This is a genomic window from Desulfosporosinus sp. FKB (assembly GCF_002196705.1).
In the GTDB taxonomy this organism is placed as follows: domain Bacteria; phylum Bacillota; class Desulfitobacteriia; order Desulfitobacteriales; family Desulfitobacteriaceae; genus Desulfosporosinus.
The window spans coordinates 681,015-701,823 of record NZ_NADJ01000040.1 but is presented as its reverse complement, the minus strand read 5'-3'; the positions used below and the strand labels follow the sequence as shown (position 1 = coordinate 701,823).

Here is a 20,809-nt window from a genome sequence, read left to right as displayed (position 1 = left end):
GCCATACTCAATTTCTCTGAATTAAGCATTCAATGCAAGTTCTATCCTTGATAAGTTCTTTTGGTGAATTAGCAATTCTATGAAAACAAGAGGAAAACCAAGAAAAATCAAATTTATATAGGGAGGAATAACAAATGGATACAGGAGATACAGCATTCGTTTTAGTGTCAACAGCGCTTGTTCTGTTAATGACGCCCGGTTTAGCATTCTTTTACGGAGGCATGGTTCGCAAAAAGAACGTCCTTAGTACGATCATGCATAGTTGGATTATTATTGGACTTATATCATTACAGTGGATTTTAATAGGCTATACCTTAGCCTTTGGACCGGATTTCCATGGTATTATCGGCAGCTTAAATTGGTTAGGTTTAAACGGAGTAGGGGCAGCTCCTAATCCGGATTACGCAGCAACGATTCCTGCCATTGTTTTTATGGCTTTCCAAATGATGTTTGCTGTGATTACCCCAGCCCTCATTAGCGGTTCCTTTGCGGAGCGAATGCGCTTCCCGGCCTTTATTATCTTTTCGCTGCTCTGGGCTACTCTGATTTATGATCCGCTTGCCCATTGGGTTTGGGGAGTGGGCGGTTTCTTAAGAACACTCGGGGCATTAGATTTTGCAGGCGGAAACGTGGTTCATATCAGTTCCGGTTACTCAGGCTTAATTGTAGCTTTGGTATTGGGAAAACGTAAAGGCCTGGGCAAAGACTCCATGGCGCCTCACCATATCCCCTTTACCGTCTTGGGAGCAGGACTCTTGTGGTTTGGCTGGTTCGGTTTTAACGCCGGGAGTGCCTTAGGGGCTAACGGCCTCGCCGGCATGGCCTTAGTAAATACCAATACGGCTGCTGCTGCAGCTGCCATCGCCTGGGTTGTAGTAGAACGTTATCATCGCGGAAAATCAACGGTTCTCGGCGCAGCCAGCGGAGCCGTGGCAGGTTTGGTTGCCATTACACCGGGAGCCGGATTTGTAACGCCTCTTTCGTCAATTCTCATCGGTTTTATCGGCGGAATTATTTGTTATCTGACCATTAGTGTCATGAAGGCGAAATTTGGATATGATGATGCTTTAGATGCATTTGGCTGTCATGGAATTGGCGGAACCTGGGGAGCTTTGGCTACCGGTATTTTTGCAACTAAAACGATTAATCCTGCCGGCGCCAATGGACTATTGTACGGGAACCCTTCACAATTGGGAATTCAGGCCTTGAGTGTTTTAGCAACGGTGGCATTTGCCGTCATCGGTTCCTGGATACTTTTAAAAATCATTGGATTATTTACGACGTTGCGTGTAGATGAAGATCAAGAAGCTGTTGGTTTAGATCTGTCGCTCCATGGAGAAGAGGCTTATCCGGACTTCATTTGATTAGATGAATACAATTTTAAACAAACTATAGCAGGGAGGGACCTTGATGAAGAAGATAGAGGCTATCATTCGGCCTGGAAAGCTGGATGCTGTTAAAGATGTCTTGAGCAATCACGGGGTTAATGGTTTAACGGTGACGCAGGTCATTGGCTGCGGCAAACAAAAAGGGCATACCCAAGTCTATCGGGGTGTTGAGTATAATATTCATCTTATCCCCAAAGTAAAAATTGAGATTGTAGTTAAAGATGGGGATGTCGATGCGGTGATCCAGGCGATTGTCCAGGAAGCAAGGACAGGAGAAATTGGAGATGGGAAGATCTTTGTCACATCTGTGGAAAACGCCTTTACCATCAGAACAGGAAATGTCGGAGAAAACGCTTTATAATACACATAGTTTCGATTGCAAAAACTTTGAGGTTGGAATTTGATGAAATGAAATCAGATCCCAACCTTTTAATTTTTCTTTAGATAGCTACAATTAGGCAGACATAGCAGATCCTCGTTTGACGGGATTAACTTTAAGGTAAGCAGTAACATCTTTCCATTAGGCGTAAATCTCCAGAGGATACTTGCTGTCCTTTCAATCGCCTTAACATCCCTGCTGTGGTTTCCGAGGGTTATTCTTAAAATCCTATTTAAAAAATAAATACTATAGATTTCACAACGGTAGGATATAAAATCAAATTATAGAAAGGATTATTGAAAAATTTAGAGAATTCATCATCCATGGATTAATTAGACCTAAAGCAGCAGGAGAATAAATACGTGCACAAAACTATAGACTTAAAAGCAAAAATTTTACTATCAATTGGCGTAATTACCTTACTGTCCTTTGTGATTGTTGCTTCTATTCTATCGACAGAAACGAGTAAAATGACAAAGTCTTTGGCTTACCACCTGGCAGAAGAAAGTGCTGATAAAAATGGCGCCTATGTAAAAGCTAACCTGGATTTTGCTATGGATACGGCGAGAACACTCTCCTATACATTTCAGCAAGTCAGGCTTACCCGTCATCCTGACCGCGCAGTAATGGGCAGGATTTTAGCTAAAGTCCTGCAAGATAACCCTCAGTTCGCCGCAGTTTGGACACTATGGGAACCGAATGCCCTTGATGGTAAGGATGCAGACTATAGGAACAAGCCGGGTTATGACAGAACCGGCCGTTTCATACCTTATTATACTAATCTAAATGGCAATATTCATTTAGAACCCCTCGTGAATTATGATACTCCCGGAGCAGGAGATTATTATTTAATTCCTAAGAAAACAAATACAGAAACAGTGATTCAGCCTTGTTGTTATCCGGTTATGGGTAAAAACACCTTAATCACCAGGGCGGTTGTGCCCATTATGGTCGAAGGCACCTTTTATGGAGTTGTCGGAATTGACATTTCCTCTGAAACGTTTCAGAAGGCGATAACTGCTGCCGGCCCTATAGAAAAAGGATATATAAGCCTTTTGTCCAGTGAGGGTCGGGTCGTGGCGAGCAGTAATACTTCTAAAATAGGCTTGACCGTCGAAGACAGCAGCGCAAAAGAGGCGATTAAACAAGGAAAACGTTTTAGTACAATGAATGACAATTTTTATGAAATATATAAACCTCTAACGATTGGCAGAACGACAATTCCTTGGTCTGTGTCAGTTCATGTTCCTATGGATTTGATTCTGGAGGATGCCGCGAAGAAACGTATGGAGATTATTAGCCGAGGGATTGTTGGGACTGCTATTATTAGTTTGATACTCTTTTTTGTTGAGAGCAGGATAACCAATCAGCATCTTAAGAAGGAACTCAAGGAACGGCAAGCCTTTCAGGAACGAATTTTACGCTTAGCATCCATCGTCGAGTCTACAGATGAAGGAATTATTGGTTTGAGTTTAGAAGGAATTGTCATGGATTGGAACCGGGGGGCAGAAAGAATTTACGGCTATACTAAAGCGGAGATTATTGGCAAATCGGTGGAATGCTTAATTCCTCAAGACAGAATGCAGGGACTTGGAGATATTATTGAGAACGTTTCGCACGGAATTTCAGTAACCGATAGCGAGACCCAGCGTTTAAAAAAAGACGGACAACTAATTTATGTCTACCTGACAGTTTCCCCGATTAAGAATCAGAGGGGAGAGATTATAGGCATGTCGACAATCGTTCGTGACATAACGACCCAAAAGATATTGGAAAAAGAAATGACAAGAATGGAACATATGAATTTAATCGGGGAAATGGCTGCGAGCATAGGCCATGAGGTTAGAAATCCCATGACAACTGTTAGAGGATTTTTGCAGCTCCTTGAAGCCAATCCAACGTCTGAACATTATAGAAATTATATCCCCCTTATGATCAGTGAACTTGATCGGGCCAACTCGATTATTACAGAGTTTTTATTCATCAGCCGAACGAAGGCCACCGAGTTTGCCCGGGGAAACCTGAATGACATTTTAGAGTGCATCATGCCTCTGCTGGAAGTGGACTCTGTACGCGAGGACAAAAGGGTAGTCCTGGAAAAAGGACAGGTACCGGATTTGTTATTGAATGATAAAGAGATACGGCAATTGGTTCTTAATTTGTCCCGCAATGGTTTGGAAGCCATGAAAGAAGGCGGCCGTCTGTTTATTTCAACCTTTGTGAAGGACGATGAGAAGGCGGTCATCTTATCGGTCCGCGATGAGGGAACAGGTATTAGCCCCGAAATTATTGACCGTTTGGGTACCCCTTTCCTGACAACAAAAGAAAAAGGGACGGGTTTAGGACTGGCAGTTTGTTATGGCATTGCTGCCCGTCATGATGCCAGCATCGACGTGGAGACAAATTCGCAGGGAACAACATTTTTAGTAAAGTTTAAGCTTAAATCATTTGACCTTAACTGACCTTTGTTATAAAATAAACGTAATCGGCCAGAATATATTAGGTTAAATGCTACTATTAATACAGTGAATAGGGGGAATTATAAATGGGTTATCTCGTTCCAATGGTTGTGGAGCAAACCAATCGCGGAGAGCGCTCCTATGATATCTACTCTCGACTCCTTAAAGACAGAATCATTTTTCTCGGAGGCCCAATCGATGACGACGTAGCTAATCTTGTTGTAGCGCAATTGCTTTTCCTTGAAGCAGAAGATCCTGAAAAGGATATCAATCTATACATCAACAGTCCAGGTGGTTCAATTACAGCCGGAATGGCTATTTACGACACCATGCAATACATTCGCCCTGACGTGCGCACTATCTGCATCGGGATGGCTGCCAGTATGGGAGCTTTCCTGCTGGCTGCCGGAACTAAAGGTAAACGCGCTGTTCTTCCTAATGCAGAAGTGTTAATTCATCAGCCCTTGATCGGCGGACATGGTCTATCCGGGCAAGCTACGGAAATCGAAATCCATGCCAAACAATTGCTGCGTACTAAGACGAAAATGAACAAAATTTTGGCCGAAAGAACTGGCCAACCACTGGAAAAAGTTGAAAAAGACACAGATCGGGATTATTATATGACTGCTGAAGAAGCAAAAGAGTATGGTATAGTGGACCAAGTAGTCGATAAGGCTGACTTGAAGAAAGACACACAAGAAAATAGCTAATATTAACGTTTAGTCCTAAAAGTTATAGGCTATAGCTAAATTAAAGCTATATAAGTTAAGGCTTATAGCTAAGTTAAAGACTATAATTAAGGCTATAACAAAATTAAAGGCTGTAACAAAATCGATGTCCCGATTTGTTCCAGCCTTTTCTGCTATTAGGCCGCAAATTCCGAACATTAACTAAATAGTAATTTTGTCTAAATAATCATGAAGATACTCAAAGCCCAATCCGGCCAGGAACCATTCAGGGGCCATTTTTAAGGTGATAAGTCCGTTAATGTTTAAAGGATCGGTATAGTGCCAGGGGCAGTGCCCAAGAACGATTGCGAGAATTAAACCGCTGCTGTACTCAATGAGCCAAATAAGCGTTAAATAAAAGGCACCGCGTATCCACCAAGGGATAGTACGAATTTTGGTATGCAGGGGTTCGAGAAAAACAGCAAGCCCATAGATTGGGAGCATTACCAAAAAGGTAAATCCCTGCATACTGTAATCGCCTTTAAGAAGAGAGGCGATCCCTGTATAGATCACCTCAAGAACGAGGCCGATTATGCCGTAGATCAGAAAATGTTTTAATGTTTTCATGGGGTTAGTATGGTTGATCAGAATCGGCCCATACATAGGATTGATAAGTATCTATTGGAAGACATGGCTTGCGATCCCTTGTTTTCCTGATTATACTAAATTATTAGGTATATGGAAGGAACTTTTTGGTTTATTGGCGAATGTGTAAGAGAGTTTTATTATATACATAATGGATGGAAATAAGTGTTATGAAAAAGGAGAGTCAACTATGCGTAAAATTCGTAAAGCCATAATACCTGCCGCGGGACTGGGTACTCGATTTTTACCGGCAACGAAGGCCCAACCGAAAGAGATGTTGCCTATCGTCGATAAACCAACGATTCAATATATTGTAGAAGAAGCCATTAATTCCGGGATAGAAGATATTATTATCGTAACCGGCCGCAATAAACGGGCTATTGAGGACCATTTTGACCGCTCCATGGAGCTCGAGACCTATCTGGAAAAAAATTCTAAGGAAGAACTGCTGGATTTAGTGCAGGACATAGCGAGGTTGGCGGATATCTATTACGTTCGCCAGAAAGAAGCCTTGGGCTTAGGCCATGCAATCTACAGTGCGCGTAAATTTATCGGCCAGGAACCCTTTGCTGTCCTGTTGGGTGACGATGTTATCTTTTCTGAAGTACCTGCCTTGCGGCAAATGATGAACCAATATGAACGCTATGGGGCCAGCATGGTCGGGGTTCAGGAAGTACCTATAGAGGATATTTCTAAATACGGGATTGTCGATGGTGAAAAGTTTGCTGAGCGCTTATACCGGGCTAAAAATCTGGTAGAAAAACCGCAGCCGGAAGATGCCCCGCTGACTCATTTGGCAATCATGGGACGCTATATTTTAAATCCGGAGATATTTGATCTTTTAGAAGCCCTGCCGCCGGGCAAAGGCGGGGAGATACAGCTTACCGATGGAATTAAGGAACTGGGGCGCTTTCAGGAAGTTATGGCTTATGAATTTGACGGACGCCGGCATGATGTGGGTGATAAGTTGGGGTTTGTGGAGGCAACTATTGAATATGCCTTGCGTCGGGAAGATCTTGCCGAAGAATTAATAAGTTATTTACAAAATCTCGTACGAAATATTGGTATCAATGAATAGGAATCAACAAATTATTATGATAAATGCTGAATCATTTTCGCGAAAAAGTATTACTCTAAAGCATCTGTTAGCAAATCAATACTTCTAGAGACGGAAAATAGGTCATGTCATACAGCAAAAGTGACAAGCTTCTCTCCCAATAATTGGTAAAATACTCACGTACCAAGAAAAAAGAAATAAGGAGGGAAGAGACCAATGAGGCCAATGGATAAGAAACGGATAGCGACTGTCGCGGGAACTCTGGTTCTGGCAGGCGCTGTTGTTGCCGCCGGGGTTTATGGACCCAGTGTGTGGAAAGTATTTCGGCAACAAAGCGCGGCATCAGACCAAGTAGTTATTCAGAATCCAGTAGTTGACAACACCAATACACCTGGCAACAACGCGGCCGCCAGTGGCACAGGCACAGGTACAGGGACGGGAACCGGAACCGGAACCGGAACTGGAGCTGGATCTGGGACTGGCACGTCGTTGCCTGACGGTGCGGCAACACCTGGTAAAGCCACGCCAACCGTAATTGCTCCCAGTACGATTAACACGCCTGCCCAAGGTGACACAGGTTCCAAAAATAAATATAAGGAACCGGATACGACCCAAATCGACTTGGCGCCATCGGTTGCAGCTTACTTCGGAGACAACGCTTTAAGCAACGATGCCAAAACGTTAGCGTTTGGCACCGCGTGGAACATCCATCAATACGTGGATGGCTATCTGTATGGACCGGCAGCAGGTCCTCAGATGAACGAACAGGATATCAAAAAGTACATCATCTTCCACAAAACTCTTTGGGACAAGCAACTTAAAAATGAGCCCAATGCAAGCAAAGCAGCAGTGTTCACGAACTACTTCGACCTTCTGCTAAATACGGGGATTGACGCCTTTGATGCGAAAGATAAGGCTCGCATTGAGCAATTCCATCAGGGAGTTCACGACTTGGATAGTCATATCTTTCGCGATGACACAAATTCTAAAATCTACGGGGCAACGCCGTTTGCAACCAAACGGAACTAATTCGAGGTTTTGTTGAGCAGTATTAACAGAAGGGGTATGCAGCTTAGTCGCAGCAAGTAAAATGGTAAGGAATGCGCAGAATTTTTTCCATGGTGTAAACGGCAATAGGTATCTTGCATAGATTATTTTTTAAAAGACATAAGGGTAAAGCATGTTGAGATGACGCATGGAAAACCTGATTTTAAAATAGAATTTCGCTGCCTAAAGGGATGATCTTAGAGGAAATTTCATTTACCCTTAGACAACTGAATAAATAACTTGATTCAGTAGACTGTGACCTTGTTCGACAAGGTTGAAAACTAATTAAGTTGTTGCAAGATAAACTACCCATAGCAATTGAATAAATCGCAAGGCCTGCCCGAGTGGACAGGCCTTGCGATTTATTTAACAAAATAATGACGCATAAATGTCTAAAAGTCTGATTCACTGGTCATGATACTAGTAAAAATCCAGTTGAAGGAGATTTTGGTCTTTATGCGTAAAATGAATTACCTAATAGGCGGGCTGACGTTAGGTGTGGGAGTTTTGGCAGGGACAATTGGAATGTCTTTGGTTACAAATTCCAGTTCGGCTGCCTCCTTTATTAACAAGCTGCGGGGGCAAGAAAATGTTCATACAGTTTCCGTCCCAGTTGCTGATTCAAGTCAAGTCCCGCAAACTAACAATACAGAGACGGATACCTCCGTAAATAACCCGACCTCGGATCAAACATCGGGAAACTCTTCCACTCCAGGTCAGAGCGACTCAAGTTTAAGCGCCAATACAGCAGCTCAAAACGGAGTCAGCCAAGGACAAGGACAGGCAAAAGGGACCTCCGTCCCCGAGGCTTCAAAGAATCAAATAATAGCCGATTATAAACAAGATATCGGGACGTTTTTTGATGCCTGGAAGTCGGTGGATATTGACACTTTCCGCTTAAAGCTTGCCAAGGCTTATTCCGGAGAAATATTTGAAAAACACGCACGGCGTGCCGAAGAATTCCTGGTTCAGGGCATAGGTTTGGACGTTACCTCCGTTAACTTTGATCGGGTCGATGTAGAAAGTGCTGACTCCAATACAGCAACTTTGCGGGTAGACTACCGTTACACTGCCAGGGATTACAACATCACTGAGAGCGTTCCCGTTGGGGAAGAACATGAACAGAACGTACATGTTCGCGTGAACCTGATGAAACTGAATTCACATTGGATGATTACCGGTGAGAGCTCCATCAGTAATTAACAAGTGGGAGTGGGCCCCTACGGGTTCACTCCCACGCTAGATGCTCCGCTTCTACCAGCTAGGTTTACATTCAAACCTGCTGGCTGCTAAGCGGAGCATTTCTATTGTAAGCAACAGCCAACCTTGGTATAGCCTGCTAATGTGCTGTTCAGCTTTACCTGAACGAGTTCACGGCCGGGCTTTCTTTAACGTGCAGAAACGGTTAGTCTATGATAAACTATCCTCAATTCTGTTAATTAATAAAAGTACAAGGGAGGCCGAAGGGAAAGGTGGGAACCGACTTAACCCAGGAAACGAAACATCTTGAATGGGCCGATATTTTAAAAGGCCTGGGAATTTTGGCGGTTGTCTGGGGACACGCCGGAAGCAAAGTCTCCTTCTATATGTTTTGGTTTCATATGCCCTTATTTTTTTGGATCAGCGGCTATCTATACAGCTTTAAACCCATGTCCAAAGGCACTCAGTATGTCCGGCGCAAAGCAAAGCACCTTTTAGTCCCGTATGTGTTTTATCTTGTCCTTTTGACTCTGCCCGTTCTTGCCTTTAATGTCTGGAGAGGTTATTCGATGCTGGAATTTTGGCATCAGAATTGGGAGGCCCTTTTACTGGGAGGCAGCCTTTTAGGAGGAATTTATGCCACCTTTTGGTTTCCTACAGTTTTGCTCTTTGTTCAGGTCGTTTATGATGGTCTCTGCCGTAAGCTTTCTTCACCCTTGGTGAGAGGAGTGATAATCATAGGGTGCCTTTTGTTGGCTTATGGTGAATCCCGGTATCTGCCTAACAGTTTTGTGCCTTGGAATTTAGATGTGGGCCTCTATGCCATCGTGTTTTATGCTCTCGGACATCTCATGAGACAAAGAAAGCTTCTGGAAGATCCGAAAATACGGCGAATGGCTTTCGGAATTTCTTGGATCATAGTTTTAGGCTTTATCTATTTATATGCTCACCATATACTGGACTATGGTCTGGATATGAAACACCGTCAATACTATTATTTTGGAACAAATCTTCTGCTTCCGGCAGCGTTTACCGTGCTTTTTGTTCAATTGAGCATGTTCCTTGAACACATTCAGGGTTTGAAACAGGGATTAAGCTATATTGGGGAAGCATCCATGGTGATTATGTATTTGCATCCCGGTGCAGCTGCTTTTGCTCGCCGCTTCCTAACCATTACACCTCAGCGTTTTTTTGTTATCGGGATAATTGTCCCACTTCTCTTTTATCAGGTTATACAGCATGTCCCTTACGGACGCTTTTTTGCTATGGGTGAGACTCACAAAGATGATAACCAAAACCAGACCGATTTTTGTAATCTTTCCAATAAATCAGTATAATTATAATAGTTAACTCGTTCAGCTAAAGCTGAACATCGGGGGACTCCACCCCCAATGATGAGATCAGATAAACGAGTGATTATACTAAAAGAGGAAACGTAGAGATTAATGAAAAATCAAGGGGCTCAAGCCAAGACGGAAAAAATCGCGGAAATTAACGTTCTTAGGGGATTCAGTATTTTAGCGGTTTTAGCAATCCATACGACAGGCTACTTTACAAAAGTTCAGCCTTATAAAACCTTAGCTCTTTTAGGTATTTGGACGGATGTTTTTTCGCAATTTGCCGTCCCTTTATTTATTGCGATTTCCGGTTTCGTTTTAGCAAAGAATTACCGCCGGAATTTTGCTGTAAGTAAGTTTTACGTTAAGAGGGCTCGTTCTATACTCCCCCAATATGTGATTTTCTCGGTCTTATATACGGCTTTTAATCATTGGCAGGAAATGCAGAACAGTTCGCTGCCGGCTAATCTTAAGCGAATTGCTGAAAGCATATGGCATTCCGATGCATCCTATCATTTATGGTTTTTTGCCATTATTATTCAGCTGTATATTGCTTATCCTTTAATTATTAAAGGCTATGATTTTTGCAAAGCACACAGCAAATCTGAATACTTCCTCGCGGGAATGCTCGCTATTCAAGTTCTTTGGATGGTGGGGACCCATACCTCTTATGCCAATGTCATTAAGGTTAATGGAATTGCTTACCTCTTCTATTTCGCGATTGGAATTTATTCCTTTGACCATTTCGCCCAATTAAGAGCGTTCCCTAAGAGCCTGACGCCAATTTGGGGAACGATGTCCCTGATTTTAACCTTTGGAGCCAGTTTTTTTATTGTCATAGGTTTAACCACCGGTCATACCTATGATGAAATTCCGCCCTATTTTACAACGGGTTCGGAGTTGGTTTATCCGGTTTTGAGACTGGTAACCTTTCTTTTCTTATGGAACCTGGCCGGCGGACTGGCTCAAGGGAAGAATCTTTGGGCAAAGGTCATGATGAAACTCGGGGATTATTCCTTTGGGATCTATCTCATTCATCTCTTTTTTAATCAAACAACGATTAATATTCTCAACAGCCATCAGATAGGTCCCAATCAGTGGGTTTTTTATCCAATTGTCTTTATAGTAACCTTAATATTAAGCTATGCAGGAGTCCGCGTCATCAGCTATTTGCCCTTTAGTTATTACTTAATCGGCTTCAGTCAGCCAAAAATGGTTAAGCATTAAGCCGGAAAAAAATACTAAGAGGCTGTAGAATGACGGGATGTTTGAGTTGTAAAAGGATATAAGTTGTAGTAAACTTTAGAACGATAAAGTTTACTCGCTTTTGTACGGTCAGTAAATATAATTTCGTTGTATTCTTCCTCTGCATAGGTACAACTAAGGCTGCCGCCTGCGTCAGCCATGTTTTCTTTAGGTATATCAGAAGGGGCTGAACTAAGTGTTATTTCGTAAACGTACATTAATTCTTATGCTGATTGATGCTCTGTTAATCAACATAGCAGCCTTTAGCAGTTTTTATTTGCGTTTTGAGATCTTTGGGCATATTCCGTCAGAGTACTATCAAACCTATTACCATACAGCCGCAACGGCTACGATCTTGTATATTGCTGTTTTTTACATATTTGGCTTGTATAACAGGCTTTGGCAATATGCCAGCACCGGAGAACTGCTTTCCATTATCTTTGCGGTAACCGTTGGAACAGGTGGTACAGTAGCAGTTGTATACTACTATAGTGTTGTTCTGGCAAGATTTCCCTTGAGAATGCCCAACTCCGCTGCCATTTTGCTCTGGTTGGTCATGGTTATTTTAATTGGCGGTTCGCGCTTCATTTGGCGAATAGTGCAGGAGAATGTCTTTGACCGGCATGTCCCGGGTTCCCAAAAGCAAGTGCTCATCGTCGGAGCCGGGGATGCTGGGGTTTTAGCTGCCAGAGAATTGAAAAACCGCAACTATCGCGATGGACGTCCGGTCGGCTTTATCGACGACAACCGCGAGAAACAAAAGCTCCAGCTGCTGGGGATTCCTGTTTTAGGAACGCGTAAAGATATTACGCGTGTCGTCAAAGGTCATAATATTGATGAAGTTATTATTGCTATGCCTTCAGCCTCAGGCGACTCCGTCCGCGAGATTGTGCAAATTTGCGAAAAGTCCGGTGTTGATTTAAAAATCATGCCGGGTGTATATGACGTCATCAGCGGAGATATTAATATCAAACCCATTCGGCAGATCCAAGTTGAAGATTTATTGGGCCGTGATCCTGTTTCCGTGGATTTAGAAGAGGTGGCAGGCTATGTTTCCGGCGAGACGGTATTTATTACCGGTGCCGGAGGTTCCATCGGGTCGGAAATTTCCCGACAGGTTGCTAAGTTTAATCCGGGGAAACTGGTGCTGATCGGGCACGGAGAGAACAGTATTTTTGATATTGAACAGGAACTTCGCTCTGAGCGGCCGGGTATTGATTACGTTACTGAAATTTTGGATATTAAAGACCGGGAAAAAGTATTCCTGGTGTTTAACCGCTATAAGCCGGGGGTTGTCTTTCATGCCGCAGCCCATAAGCATGTTCCACTAATGGAACGGAATCCGGAAGAAGCCCTGAAAAATAATGTACTGGGTACTCAGAATTTGGCGGAAGCTGCCGATGAATTTAAAGTTAAAACCTTTGTCTCCATATCTACGGATAAGGCGGTCAACCCCACCAGTATTATGGGAGCAACCAAGAGGACCGTTGAATTAATGATTCAGAATTTAGACCGCAGGTCGCAGACGAAATTTGTGGCGGTACGTTTCGGCAATGTTTTAGGAAGCAGTGGCAGTGTTATTCCAACCTTTAAGAAACAAATTGCCAAAGGAGGCCCTGTCACCGTAACCCACCCGGAAATGGTACGTTACTTTATGACCATCCCGGAAGCGACCCAGTTAGTGATCCAAGCCGGAGCTATGGCTCAGGGCGGAGAGATCTTCATTTTGGATATGGGCCAACCGGTTAAAATTTTAGACTTAGCTAAAGACTTGATTCGGCTTTCAGGTTTTGAGCCTGATGTCGATATTAAGATACAATTCACGGGAATCCGGCCGGGAGAAAAACTCTACGAGGAATTATTGACAGCAGAGGAAGGCATCACGTCTACGAAACACAGTCGAATATTTGTCGCAAAACCAAGCTTTATTGACGTGAGTGTTTTGGAAGAACTTACGCATATAGTTCGCGAGCGGGGCAGTTCTTTGACACGTGACGAAGTGATCTCCTTGTTGCAGACTGTCATTCCAACCTTTCGCAAGAAGAACACTAACGCTGTAGCCAAATAAGGAGGAATTGAGTCATTATGGTGACCGTAAAAAATGTTATTACTAGTGAGGATGTTATTGCCAAGGCCCTTAAAGAAAAGATTCTAAAACACGAAGCTCGTATCGGGGTCATGGGTTTGGGATATGTAGGCCTCCCCTTGGCTGTTGAAAAAAGTAAGGTCGGCTTCTCGGTAATTGGTTTTGACATTAATTCTGTTCGGGTTGATCGTGTTAATGCTGCCGATAATTACATCGGTGATGTTAAAGATCAGGATCTGAAAGATATGGTGGGCAAAGGCTTATTAACTGCCACTACAGATTTCTCCCGTTTGGCTGAATGTGATGTCGTGATCATTTGTGTGCCTACTCCTTTAACCATCACACGAGATCCGGATATTTCCTACATCGCTGCTTCTTCAGAGAAGATTGCCCAATATATTCGCCCAGGACAATTAATTACTTTGGAAAGCACCACCTATCCCGGTACAACCGAGGAAGTCATTCTACCTCTTTTGGAAAAGTCAGGTCTTAAAGTGGGAAAAGACTTTTTCTTGGCCTTCTCGCCGGAACGGGTTGACCCAGGCAATAAACGCTTCAGTACGAAAAACACCTCTAAAGTCGTAGGGGGCATGACTCCTATTTGCTTAGAGATTGCCTATGCGCTTTATATGCAAACCATCACGAACGTTGTTCCCGTCTCTTCCCCGGCCGCAGCTGAGCTGACTAAGGTCTTCGAGAATACCTATCGGGCCGTCAACATTGCCATGGTCAACGAGCTGATGATGCTTTGTGACCGCATGGGGATTGATATTTGGGAAGTGGTAGAAGCCGCCGGAACGAAACCCTTTGGTATTCAAACCTTTTATCCCGGCCCCGGTGTAGGCGGCCACTGTATTCCTATTGATCCTTTCTATCTTACCTGGAAGGCTCGGGAGTACGATTTCCATACGCGGTTCATTGAATTGGCAGGGGAAATCAACGTTGAGGTATCCTACTATGTGGTTAATAAACTGGTCAGAGCCCTCAACAGCGAAAATAAGAGCTTGAAAGACGCCAAAATTCTTGTTTTAGGTGTAGCCTATAAGAAGGATATTGACGATGTCCGTGAATCTCCGGCCTTAAAAATCATGGAGCTGCTGCGCAAACAGGGAGCCAATATCTCCTACCATGATCCCTATATTCCGGTGATTGAGCCTCATGGCGGAAGTACGGTGCACTTGGAGAGCGTACCTTTGACAGATGAAGTATTGTCAGATGCCGACGGAGTTCTGATCTTAACCGATCATAGCGTGGTGGATTATGCCCGGGTGGCGGAAAAGGCGAAACTGGTCGTGGATACCCGCAATGCTACTAAAGAAGTCCAGGAGAATCGGGACAAAATCGCCAAAATATAAGGTTGCTGCGCCGGATACCGGTGGAGAAACGGAAACCTGACTGAAATACGTGCTTAAGGGGAATCTTCATGATTCCCCTTAAACCTGTATATCGTAATAGTTATTTTTTACCAGAAGGCTATCGGTTAAATAAAGTTCTCAAATCTGGCAAACAATAGTCTGGAAATTTTACGATCTGGAATTCATAGGTTTAGATGAAATAAATTTTTAAAGAAAAGAGATGTGGATTGATGAGCGAAGAAAAGAAAATCCGCTTTGCTATTATTGGCTGCGGAAGAATTGCTCCCAAACATGCGGAATCTATCGTGGCCTTACCTGAAGCAGAATTAGTGGCTGTGTGTGATATAGTACCTGAACATGCCCAAAACTTTGCGGATAAATATGGGGCAGAGCCTTATACAGATTATCAGGAAATGCTCAAGAGGCCGGATATTGACGTTGTGACGATTGCCACCCCCAGCGGTTTGCATGCCGAAATCGGAATTGCCGCTGCTGAAGCTGGAAAACATGTCATGGTGGAAAAACCTATGGCCATGACGTTGAAGACCGCTGACGCTCTGATTGCTGCCTGCCAAAAAGCCGGCGTTAAATTAGCGGTAATTCACCAAAACCGTTTCAATGCTTCGATTAAACTTGTGCGTAAAGCATTAGACGATGGACGTTTCGGCAAATTGACCCATGGACAAGCTACCGTGCGCTGGAACCGCAATGACAATTACTACCTCCAGGCTCCCTGGCGCGGAACAAGGCTTCAAGACGGCGGGGTTCTTATGAATCAATCAATCCATAACATCGACTTACTGCAGTGGATGTTCGGCCCCGTAGATTCCGTTTTTGGATATACGTCAACCTTTTTGCGTAAAATTGAAATGGAAGACATGGGCGCAGCCGTGATTAAGTTTAAGAACGGTGCAATCGGTATCATTGAAGCCGCCTCAACCATTTATCCCAAGAACATTGAAGAGACCATCAATGTTTTCGGAGAGACGGGGTCCGTTATTGTTGGCGGAATTGCAGTTAACCGCATTGAAGTTTGGGAATTCCCGGACAGCGAAGACGAGAAGAAACAAATCTTTGCCAGTCAGGAAGTTGACCCGCCTACCGTTTATGGCTTCGGACACCGGGAACTCATCTTGGATATGATACACGCTATTCGTGAAGACCGTGTTCCGGCTATACCCGGAGAGGAAGGACGAAAAGCTCTGGAAATTATTCTGGCCATTTATAAATGCCAAGAAACAAAACAGCCCGTTGTGTTTCCGCTCATAGAAAACTAAAAAAGGAGAAAAGTCTATGTCTCAAAACAACGTGCCGCGGCAGATTGCCCTGAGTGCCGTAGTGCCCTCAAGCGCAGCAATTGGGCCATTTTGTGTGATTGGCGAAAATGTTATACTGGGCGAAAATGTGGTTCTGGGAGTCGGTTGTGTTCTCGCTGATGGGGCAATTGTAGGAGCTGGAAGTGAACTCGGAAATTATGTGACCCTTGGCTCAGGAGCAAAACTGGGGCTTCGTTCCCGGGTTGGAGACCACACTACGATATATCAGCAGACTCAGCTCGGCGATGAAGGCTTTATTGGCAGCAGCTCTTCGATCGGACGTTTGCCCAAAGCTGCTGCTACCAGTACGGTTAAAACCCAGGCAGACCTTCCCCCCCTTAAAATGGGGAATGGTTATACTATCGGTTGTTCAGCAGTTCTCTATGCAGGAACAACTTACTCAGACAAAGCGTTTATCGGTGACGGAGCTATAGTCCGGGAGCGATGTTCGGTAGGTCACAACGTCGTGATTGGCAGTGGAGTCGTCGTCGAAAATGATACTAAGATTGGCTCCTTTACCAAAATACAGACAGGTTCCTACATCACAGCCTATATGGAAATTGAGGAACGGGTATTTATCGCTCCCATGGTTACGACAACCAATGATAACTATATGGGACGCACGGAAAAACGTTTCAAATCGATAAAAGGTGCGACGATTCAAAAAGGTGCCAGAATTGGCGGCGCGTCCATCCTTTTGCCGGGAGTGAAGGTCGCTCCCGAAACCTTTGTGGCAGCAGGAGCCCTGGTTACGAAAGATACCACAGCCAAACGTGTTCTTAAAGGTTTTCCGGCAAGAGAGATTCGAGAAGTTCCAGAGGAGGAGCTCTTACCTTGAACCTTGTTATTCCTGATTTAGTATTGAATAGTAACAATAGGGTCGCAGCCTTAATAAAAGGTTAGGCAACAAGGAGGAAAAAGATGTTCTGGAACACAGGAGTTACACGTACGAACTCAAACAAATTGCTGCTTATTCTGGCAATCATGTTATCCACCATGCTCTTGCCTTCGATAGAAATCCGCTCCAGTTTACCCCGTCTGCGTCTGGATGATGTTCTGATATTTGGGGTATTTGCCCTCAATATCATTCTTTGGTTAATCCACCGCACACCTTCAGAGTATGATCTGGGATTGTCGTATCACGAGGAGAAGTCTCGAGGGATAAGGGCCATTACCACTGTTTTTTTGCTCTTATTGGGAGCGATGATTGTCTCCAATATATTTGCCCGTATTTTTTTGAAGACACCTTTTGGTCTGCGGGATGCCATGGAAGGAGTTACCCTGGCGAAATACTATCTGGCTGCCACTCTGGCCATTTCCCTGGATTTGCAGGATGGGGAATTCAGTCTTTTGCGTAATACCTTCCTTGTGAGTTTTGGCTTCATAATCCTTCTGTCCTGGGGGCAGTTCTTAAATATTGCCAATGTCAATGCCTGGCTGACGCCGTTCTTTGCCCAGTCACATCTGGACAATCTCGTGAACGCCAATCCTCCCCGGGTTTTAGGGACCTTTGACAACCCTAATGTTATGGGAATCTTTTCTGTCATTACGTTGGCAATCTTTGTTGCGCTCTTTTATTTTCGCAACAATGAACGCTCGAAAACAATTTTTCTCTTTGCAGCTGTCGGCTTGACGATCAAACTGGTCTTTATGACAATTTCCCGCACCGCTCTTTTGGGAACAGCCTTTGTCCTCACGTTGTTAAGCCTTTGGGCTCTGTTTAAACACCGCTGGAAAAAGGACATGCTTATAAAGGTAGGGGCCTTGTTCGTTTTAACCTTACTCATCTTCTTTACCTCGCCGCGCGGTTTTACGACGCGAATTAACGAAGCAACGAATTTTGACACAAGCACGTCAGCTCAGGGCCATCTTCTGCGAGCAGGGAATGCCTTTGGGTATATTAAGGAATCGCCCATTTTGGGCTGGGGTACAGCTAAAACTACGATGACGACGCTGGTTGATGATGAGTATGCGTTGATTACCCGGCGCTATGGTGTGATTGGCTTAGCCATGTATCTTTGGCTTTTTCTGCGTCCTCTCAAAGGTGCTCTTGGAAAGGTCAGACTTTTTGATTTCTCAAGTCCTGATCAAGGCTTAAGAGAAACAAAAACGCTGCTCAGCATCGCTTACGTGGCTGCGACAGGGGCAATCTTTATTTACAATATTACTGCCGGGATATTTTACAATCTTCAATTAATGACTTTTTTTGCCTTGTTTATGGGTTTGATTTATAGGATAGAAGGGGAAAACGATTGAAAGTCTGCATATTAACCACGGCCCATTCTCCTTTTGATGAGCGAATATTTCATAAGGAAGCCCGCAGCTTAGCTGAGGCAGGTTACGAAGTGGTCATTGCTGCACCTTACACGGCCTCAATGGTTAAGGACGGGATCAGGATTCAGGCCGTGCCGCCCTTATCCTCCAGGTCAGACCGAATTTGGCGGTTGAGATCTTTATACCGAACGGCGCTGCGGGAAAAGGCGGATATCTATCACTTCCATGATCCGGATTTGATTCCCGTAGGCTTGCGGCTGAGCCGGAAACATCGGAAGCCGGTCATTTATGATGTTCATGAATATTACGGCGACAGTCTTCTCACACGTTACTGGCTGCCTAAACCCATGCGTAAATTTGTGGCTAAAACTGTGGATCGGGTTGAAAAACGGGCGGCACGTTCGTTTGCCGGTATTATTACGGTGAACAATCATATGGCAGATCTTTTTAAGCGGGAAAACCCTGAGGGAGAGATCCTGCACAATTATCCGCTGCAGCGGCAATTCCAATTTTCCCGGCCGGCAGGCAGCAAACCACCGGTCATCTTATATCTCGGCGGAATCAATCGGGAACGAGGCATGGAGATTATCTTGCGGGCGATGCCTTTAGTCCGCGAAAAGCATCCTGAGGCCGTCTGCGAATTAGTGGGGCCGGCAGAAACTGAAGATCTGGGGCCGGACTTTTCAGATCTTACCCCCTGGTTAGAGCGGGGAAACGTTCACCTGCGGGGCAAAGTGCCCTATGAGCAGGTTCCGGGAATCCTGGCTCAGAGTTCCATAGCCTTAGTTCCCTTGCTGCCCACCTTAAATTACCGGAAAGCAATTCCTGTCAAGCTCTTGGAATACATGGCCGCCGGACTGCCAGTAGCAGGCTCGCGTTTTGGCTATATTGAAGAAATTATTGAGAAGAACCAGTGTGGGCTGCTTTGTAAACCCGGTGATCCGGAGAGTCTGGCCCAAGCGATATGTACATTCATTGAAAATCCCGCAGAATCCTTAACCTATGCCCAAAATGGCTGGGACGCCTTTCAGCGCGAGTATACCTGGGAGAAAGAACAAAACAAACTGCTCAGACTTTATGAGAGAATTTTGTCTGCGAGGAAGCTGTAAGATGCGTGTTTTAATCTTGTCTCACATGTACCCGAATTCCGTATCTCCTTTAGGGGGGATTTTCGTCCGCCAACAAGCTGCCGCCTTGACTCAATTAGGCGCAGAGGTGAGGGTGGTAGCTCCGGTACCATGGGTGCCGGCTTTTATGTCCGGGCGGGGAAAATGGGGAGGATATCCGTCTGTTCCTTTTTTAGAGGAACCCGATGGATTTCCCGTATTTCATCCTCGTGTTCTGGAATTTCCCCGTTCCCTGTTTTTTGAGTATTATCCTCAAACCTTTGCTCAGGGGCTGCAAAAGGCAGTTGCCGAACAGATCAGGCAAGGTGTAGACGTGATTCATGCTCACGTGGCTCATCCCGACGGAGCAGTCGCTTTAAAATTCGGACTGAAGTACCATCTTCCTGTTGTCGTTACGATTCATGGCCAGGACTTTGCCTATACGTTGCAGCGGAGCCGTGTCTGCGCAGACAGTGTGAAAAAGACCCTCAAAGGGGCCTCGCAGGTGATCCTGGTCAGTCAAAAGCTTAAAACTCAGTACGGTCTGGAAACATGGGCAGATAATTTAGTAAAATATCAGGTCATCTACAATGGCGTTGATCTGGAGGATGTCGTTCCAAGTTCTGACGATAAGGAAAGGCAGGCTGAAATGGATGTTTCCGATGGCGATTCTAAAAGCGGCGGCCGCCGCTGCCTTCTAAGTGTCGGCTTCTTGCGCCCTGATAAAGGCCATGCTGTGGTCTTGCAGGCTCTGCCGGAGCTGATCCGGGAATTTCCTGACTTAGAATACCGGATTGCGGGAGATGGGTCGGAACGTTCGATGTTAGAGGCTCTCACCGAGGAATTAGGCCTGAGAGACCATGTCGTTTTCTTAGGGAGTCTGCCCCATTCTGAGGCTATGCGTGAGATGTCCAGGTGCGATGTTTTCATATTACCCAGCTGGAAAGAAGCCTTTGGAGTTGTTTATCTTGAAGCCATGGCTCATGAAAAGCCGATTATAGGCACTCAAGGTGAGGGGATTGCCGAAATTTTAGATCACAATGACGTGGGCAAAGCCGTTCCCCCTAAGGATGTTCAAGCGATTGCTGCTGCAGTGAGGGAGCTTTTCAGAGATCCTCAGCGGCGGAAGGAAATGGGAATTCGGGGGAGAGCGCTTGTGACTCGTGAATTTACCTGGCGCTCCAATGCTCAGAAAACTCTCGCAGTCTATGAGAAGGCCAGAGAACGTCTTTGATTAATGGTTGAAT

Annotated in this window: 17 protein-coding genes; 16 read left to right on the top strand and 1 reads right to left on the bottom strand. The window is 44.7% G+C overall.

Annotated elements, in window-relative coordinates; translation table 11 throughout:
- The first annotated feature begins 134 nt into the window (after nt 1-134).
- The 4 genes from B5Y67_RS24765 to clpP all read left to right on the top strand — a co-directional run bounded on the left by B5Y67_RS24765 (nt 135) and on the right by clpP (nt 4,936).
- A complete protein-coding gene (locus B5Y67_RS24765; RefSeq protein WP_088229030.1) occupies nt 135-1,364 on the top strand; it encodes an ammonium transporter in 1,230 nt (409 codons plus the stop codon).
- A 46-nt stretch (nt 1,365-1,410) separates the two neighbouring features.
- Nucleotides 1,411-1,749 carry a P-II family nitrogen regulator gene (locus tag B5Y67_RS24760; RefSeq protein WP_088229029.1) on the top strand — a complete coding sequence of 113 codons (339 nt, stop codon included), beginning with the start codon at nt 1,411-1,413 and terminating at the stop codon, nt 1,747-1,749.
- A gap of 380 nt (nt 1,750-2,129) precedes the next feature.
- Nucleotides 2,130-4,229, top strand: a complete 2,100-nt coding sequence (locus B5Y67_RS24755) for a PAS domain S-box protein (RefSeq protein WP_242976108.1) — start codon at nt 2,130-2,132, stop codon at nt 4,227-4,229.
- 83 nt (nt 4,230-4,312) lie between these two features.
- Complete coding sequence (gene clpP / locus B5Y67_RS24750; protein ID WP_088229028.1) at nt 4,313-4,936, top strand: ATP-dependent Clp endopeptidase proteolytic subunit ClpP; 624 nt, start codon at nt 4,313-4,315, stop codon at nt 4,934-4,936.
- 180 nt (nt 4,937-5,116) lie between these two features.
- Here clpP and B5Y67_RS24745 read toward each other — a convergent pair whose 3' ends face one another.
- Nucleotides 5,117-5,557, bottom strand: coding sequence for a putative ABC transporter permease (locus tag B5Y67_RS24745; protein WP_242976107.1), 441 nt, complete (start codon nt 5,555-5,557; stop codon nt 5,117-5,119).
- 172 nt (nt 5,558-5,729) lie between these two features.
- Between B5Y67_RS24745 and galU the strand changes: the two genes are divergently transcribed.
- The 12 genes from galU to B5Y67_RS24685 all read left to right on the top strand — a co-directional run bounded on the left by galU (nt 5,730) and on the right by B5Y67_RS24685 (nt 20,796).
- Nucleotides 5,730-6,617: a UTP--glucose-1-phosphate uridylyltransferase GalU gene (gene galU, locus B5Y67_RS24740; RefSeq protein WP_088229027.1), complete on the top strand. Its 888-nt coding sequence runs from the start codon at nt 5,730-5,732 to the stop codon at nt 6,615-6,617.
- A 195-nt stretch (nt 6,618-6,812) separates the two neighbouring features.
- Nucleotides 6,813-7,625 carry a hypothetical protein gene (locus B5Y67_RS24735; protein WP_088229026.1) on the top strand — a complete coding sequence of 271 codons (813 nt, stop codon included), beginning with the start codon at nt 6,813-6,815 and terminating at the stop codon, nt 7,623-7,625.
- A gap of 474 nt (nt 7,626-8,099) precedes the next feature.
- On the top strand, nt 8,100-8,846 hold the full coding sequence (locus tag B5Y67_RS24730) for a hypothetical protein (protein WP_088229025.1): 747 nt from the start codon (nt 8,100-8,102) through the stop codon (nt 8,844-8,846).
- Nucleotides 8,847-9,115: 269 nt separating this feature from the next.
- A complete protein-coding gene (locus B5Y67_RS24725; RefSeq protein ID WP_088229024.1) occupies nt 9,116-10,180 on the top strand; it encodes an acyltransferase family protein in 1,065 nt (354 codons plus the stop codon).
- Nucleotides 10,181-10,288: 108 nt separating this feature from the next.
- Complete coding sequence (locus tag B5Y67_RS24720) at nt 10,289-11,407, top strand: acyltransferase (RefSeq protein ID WP_088229023.1); 1,119 nt, start codon at nt 10,289-10,291, stop codon at nt 11,405-11,407.
- A gap of 214 nt (nt 11,408-11,621) precedes the next feature.
- A complete protein-coding gene (locus B5Y67_RS24715; protein WP_088229022.1) occupies nt 11,622-13,493 on the top strand; it encodes a nucleoside-diphosphate sugar epimerase/dehydratase in 1,872 nt (623 codons plus the stop codon).
- A gap of 17 nt (nt 13,494-13,510) precedes the next feature.
- On the top strand, nt 13,511-14,866 hold the full coding sequence (locus tag B5Y67_RS24710; protein WP_088229021.1) for a nucleotide sugar dehydrogenase: 1,356 nt from the start codon (nt 13,511-13,513) through the stop codon (nt 14,864-14,866).
- A gap of 230 nt (nt 14,867-15,096) precedes the next feature.
- Nucleotides 15,097-16,143, top strand: a complete 1,047-nt coding sequence (locus B5Y67_RS24705) for a Gfo/Idh/MocA family oxidoreductase (RefSeq protein WP_088229020.1) — start codon at nt 15,097-15,099, stop codon at nt 16,141-16,143.
- A 16-nt stretch (nt 16,144-16,159) separates the two neighbouring features.
- Nucleotides 16,160-17,020: an acyltransferase gene (locus tag B5Y67_RS24700; protein WP_088229019.1), complete on the top strand. Its 861-nt coding sequence runs from the start codon at nt 16,160-16,162 to the stop codon at nt 17,018-17,020.
- An 83-nt stretch (nt 17,021-17,103) separates the two neighbouring features.
- Complete coding sequence (locus B5Y67_RS24695; protein ID WP_088229018.1) at nt 17,104-18,438, top strand: O-antigen ligase family protein; 1,335 nt, start codon at nt 17,104-17,106, stop codon at nt 18,436-18,438.
- Nucleotides 18,435-19,565 carry a glycosyltransferase family 4 protein gene (locus B5Y67_RS24690; protein WP_088229017.1) on the top strand — a complete coding sequence of 377 codons (1,131 nt, stop codon included), beginning with the start codon at nt 18,435-18,437 and terminating at the stop codon, nt 19,563-19,565. The genes B5Y67_RS24695 and B5Y67_RS24690 overlap by 4 nt, the downstream gene beginning before the upstream one ends.
- A 1-nt stretch (nt 19,566) precedes the next feature.
- Nucleotides 19,567-20,796 (top strand): glycosyltransferase, encoded by a 1,230-nt coding sequence (locus tag B5Y67_RS24685; protein WP_088229016.1) that lies wholly within the window; start codon nt 19,567-19,569, stop codon nt 20,794-20,796.
- Nucleotides 20,797-20,809 lie beyond the last annotated feature (13 nt).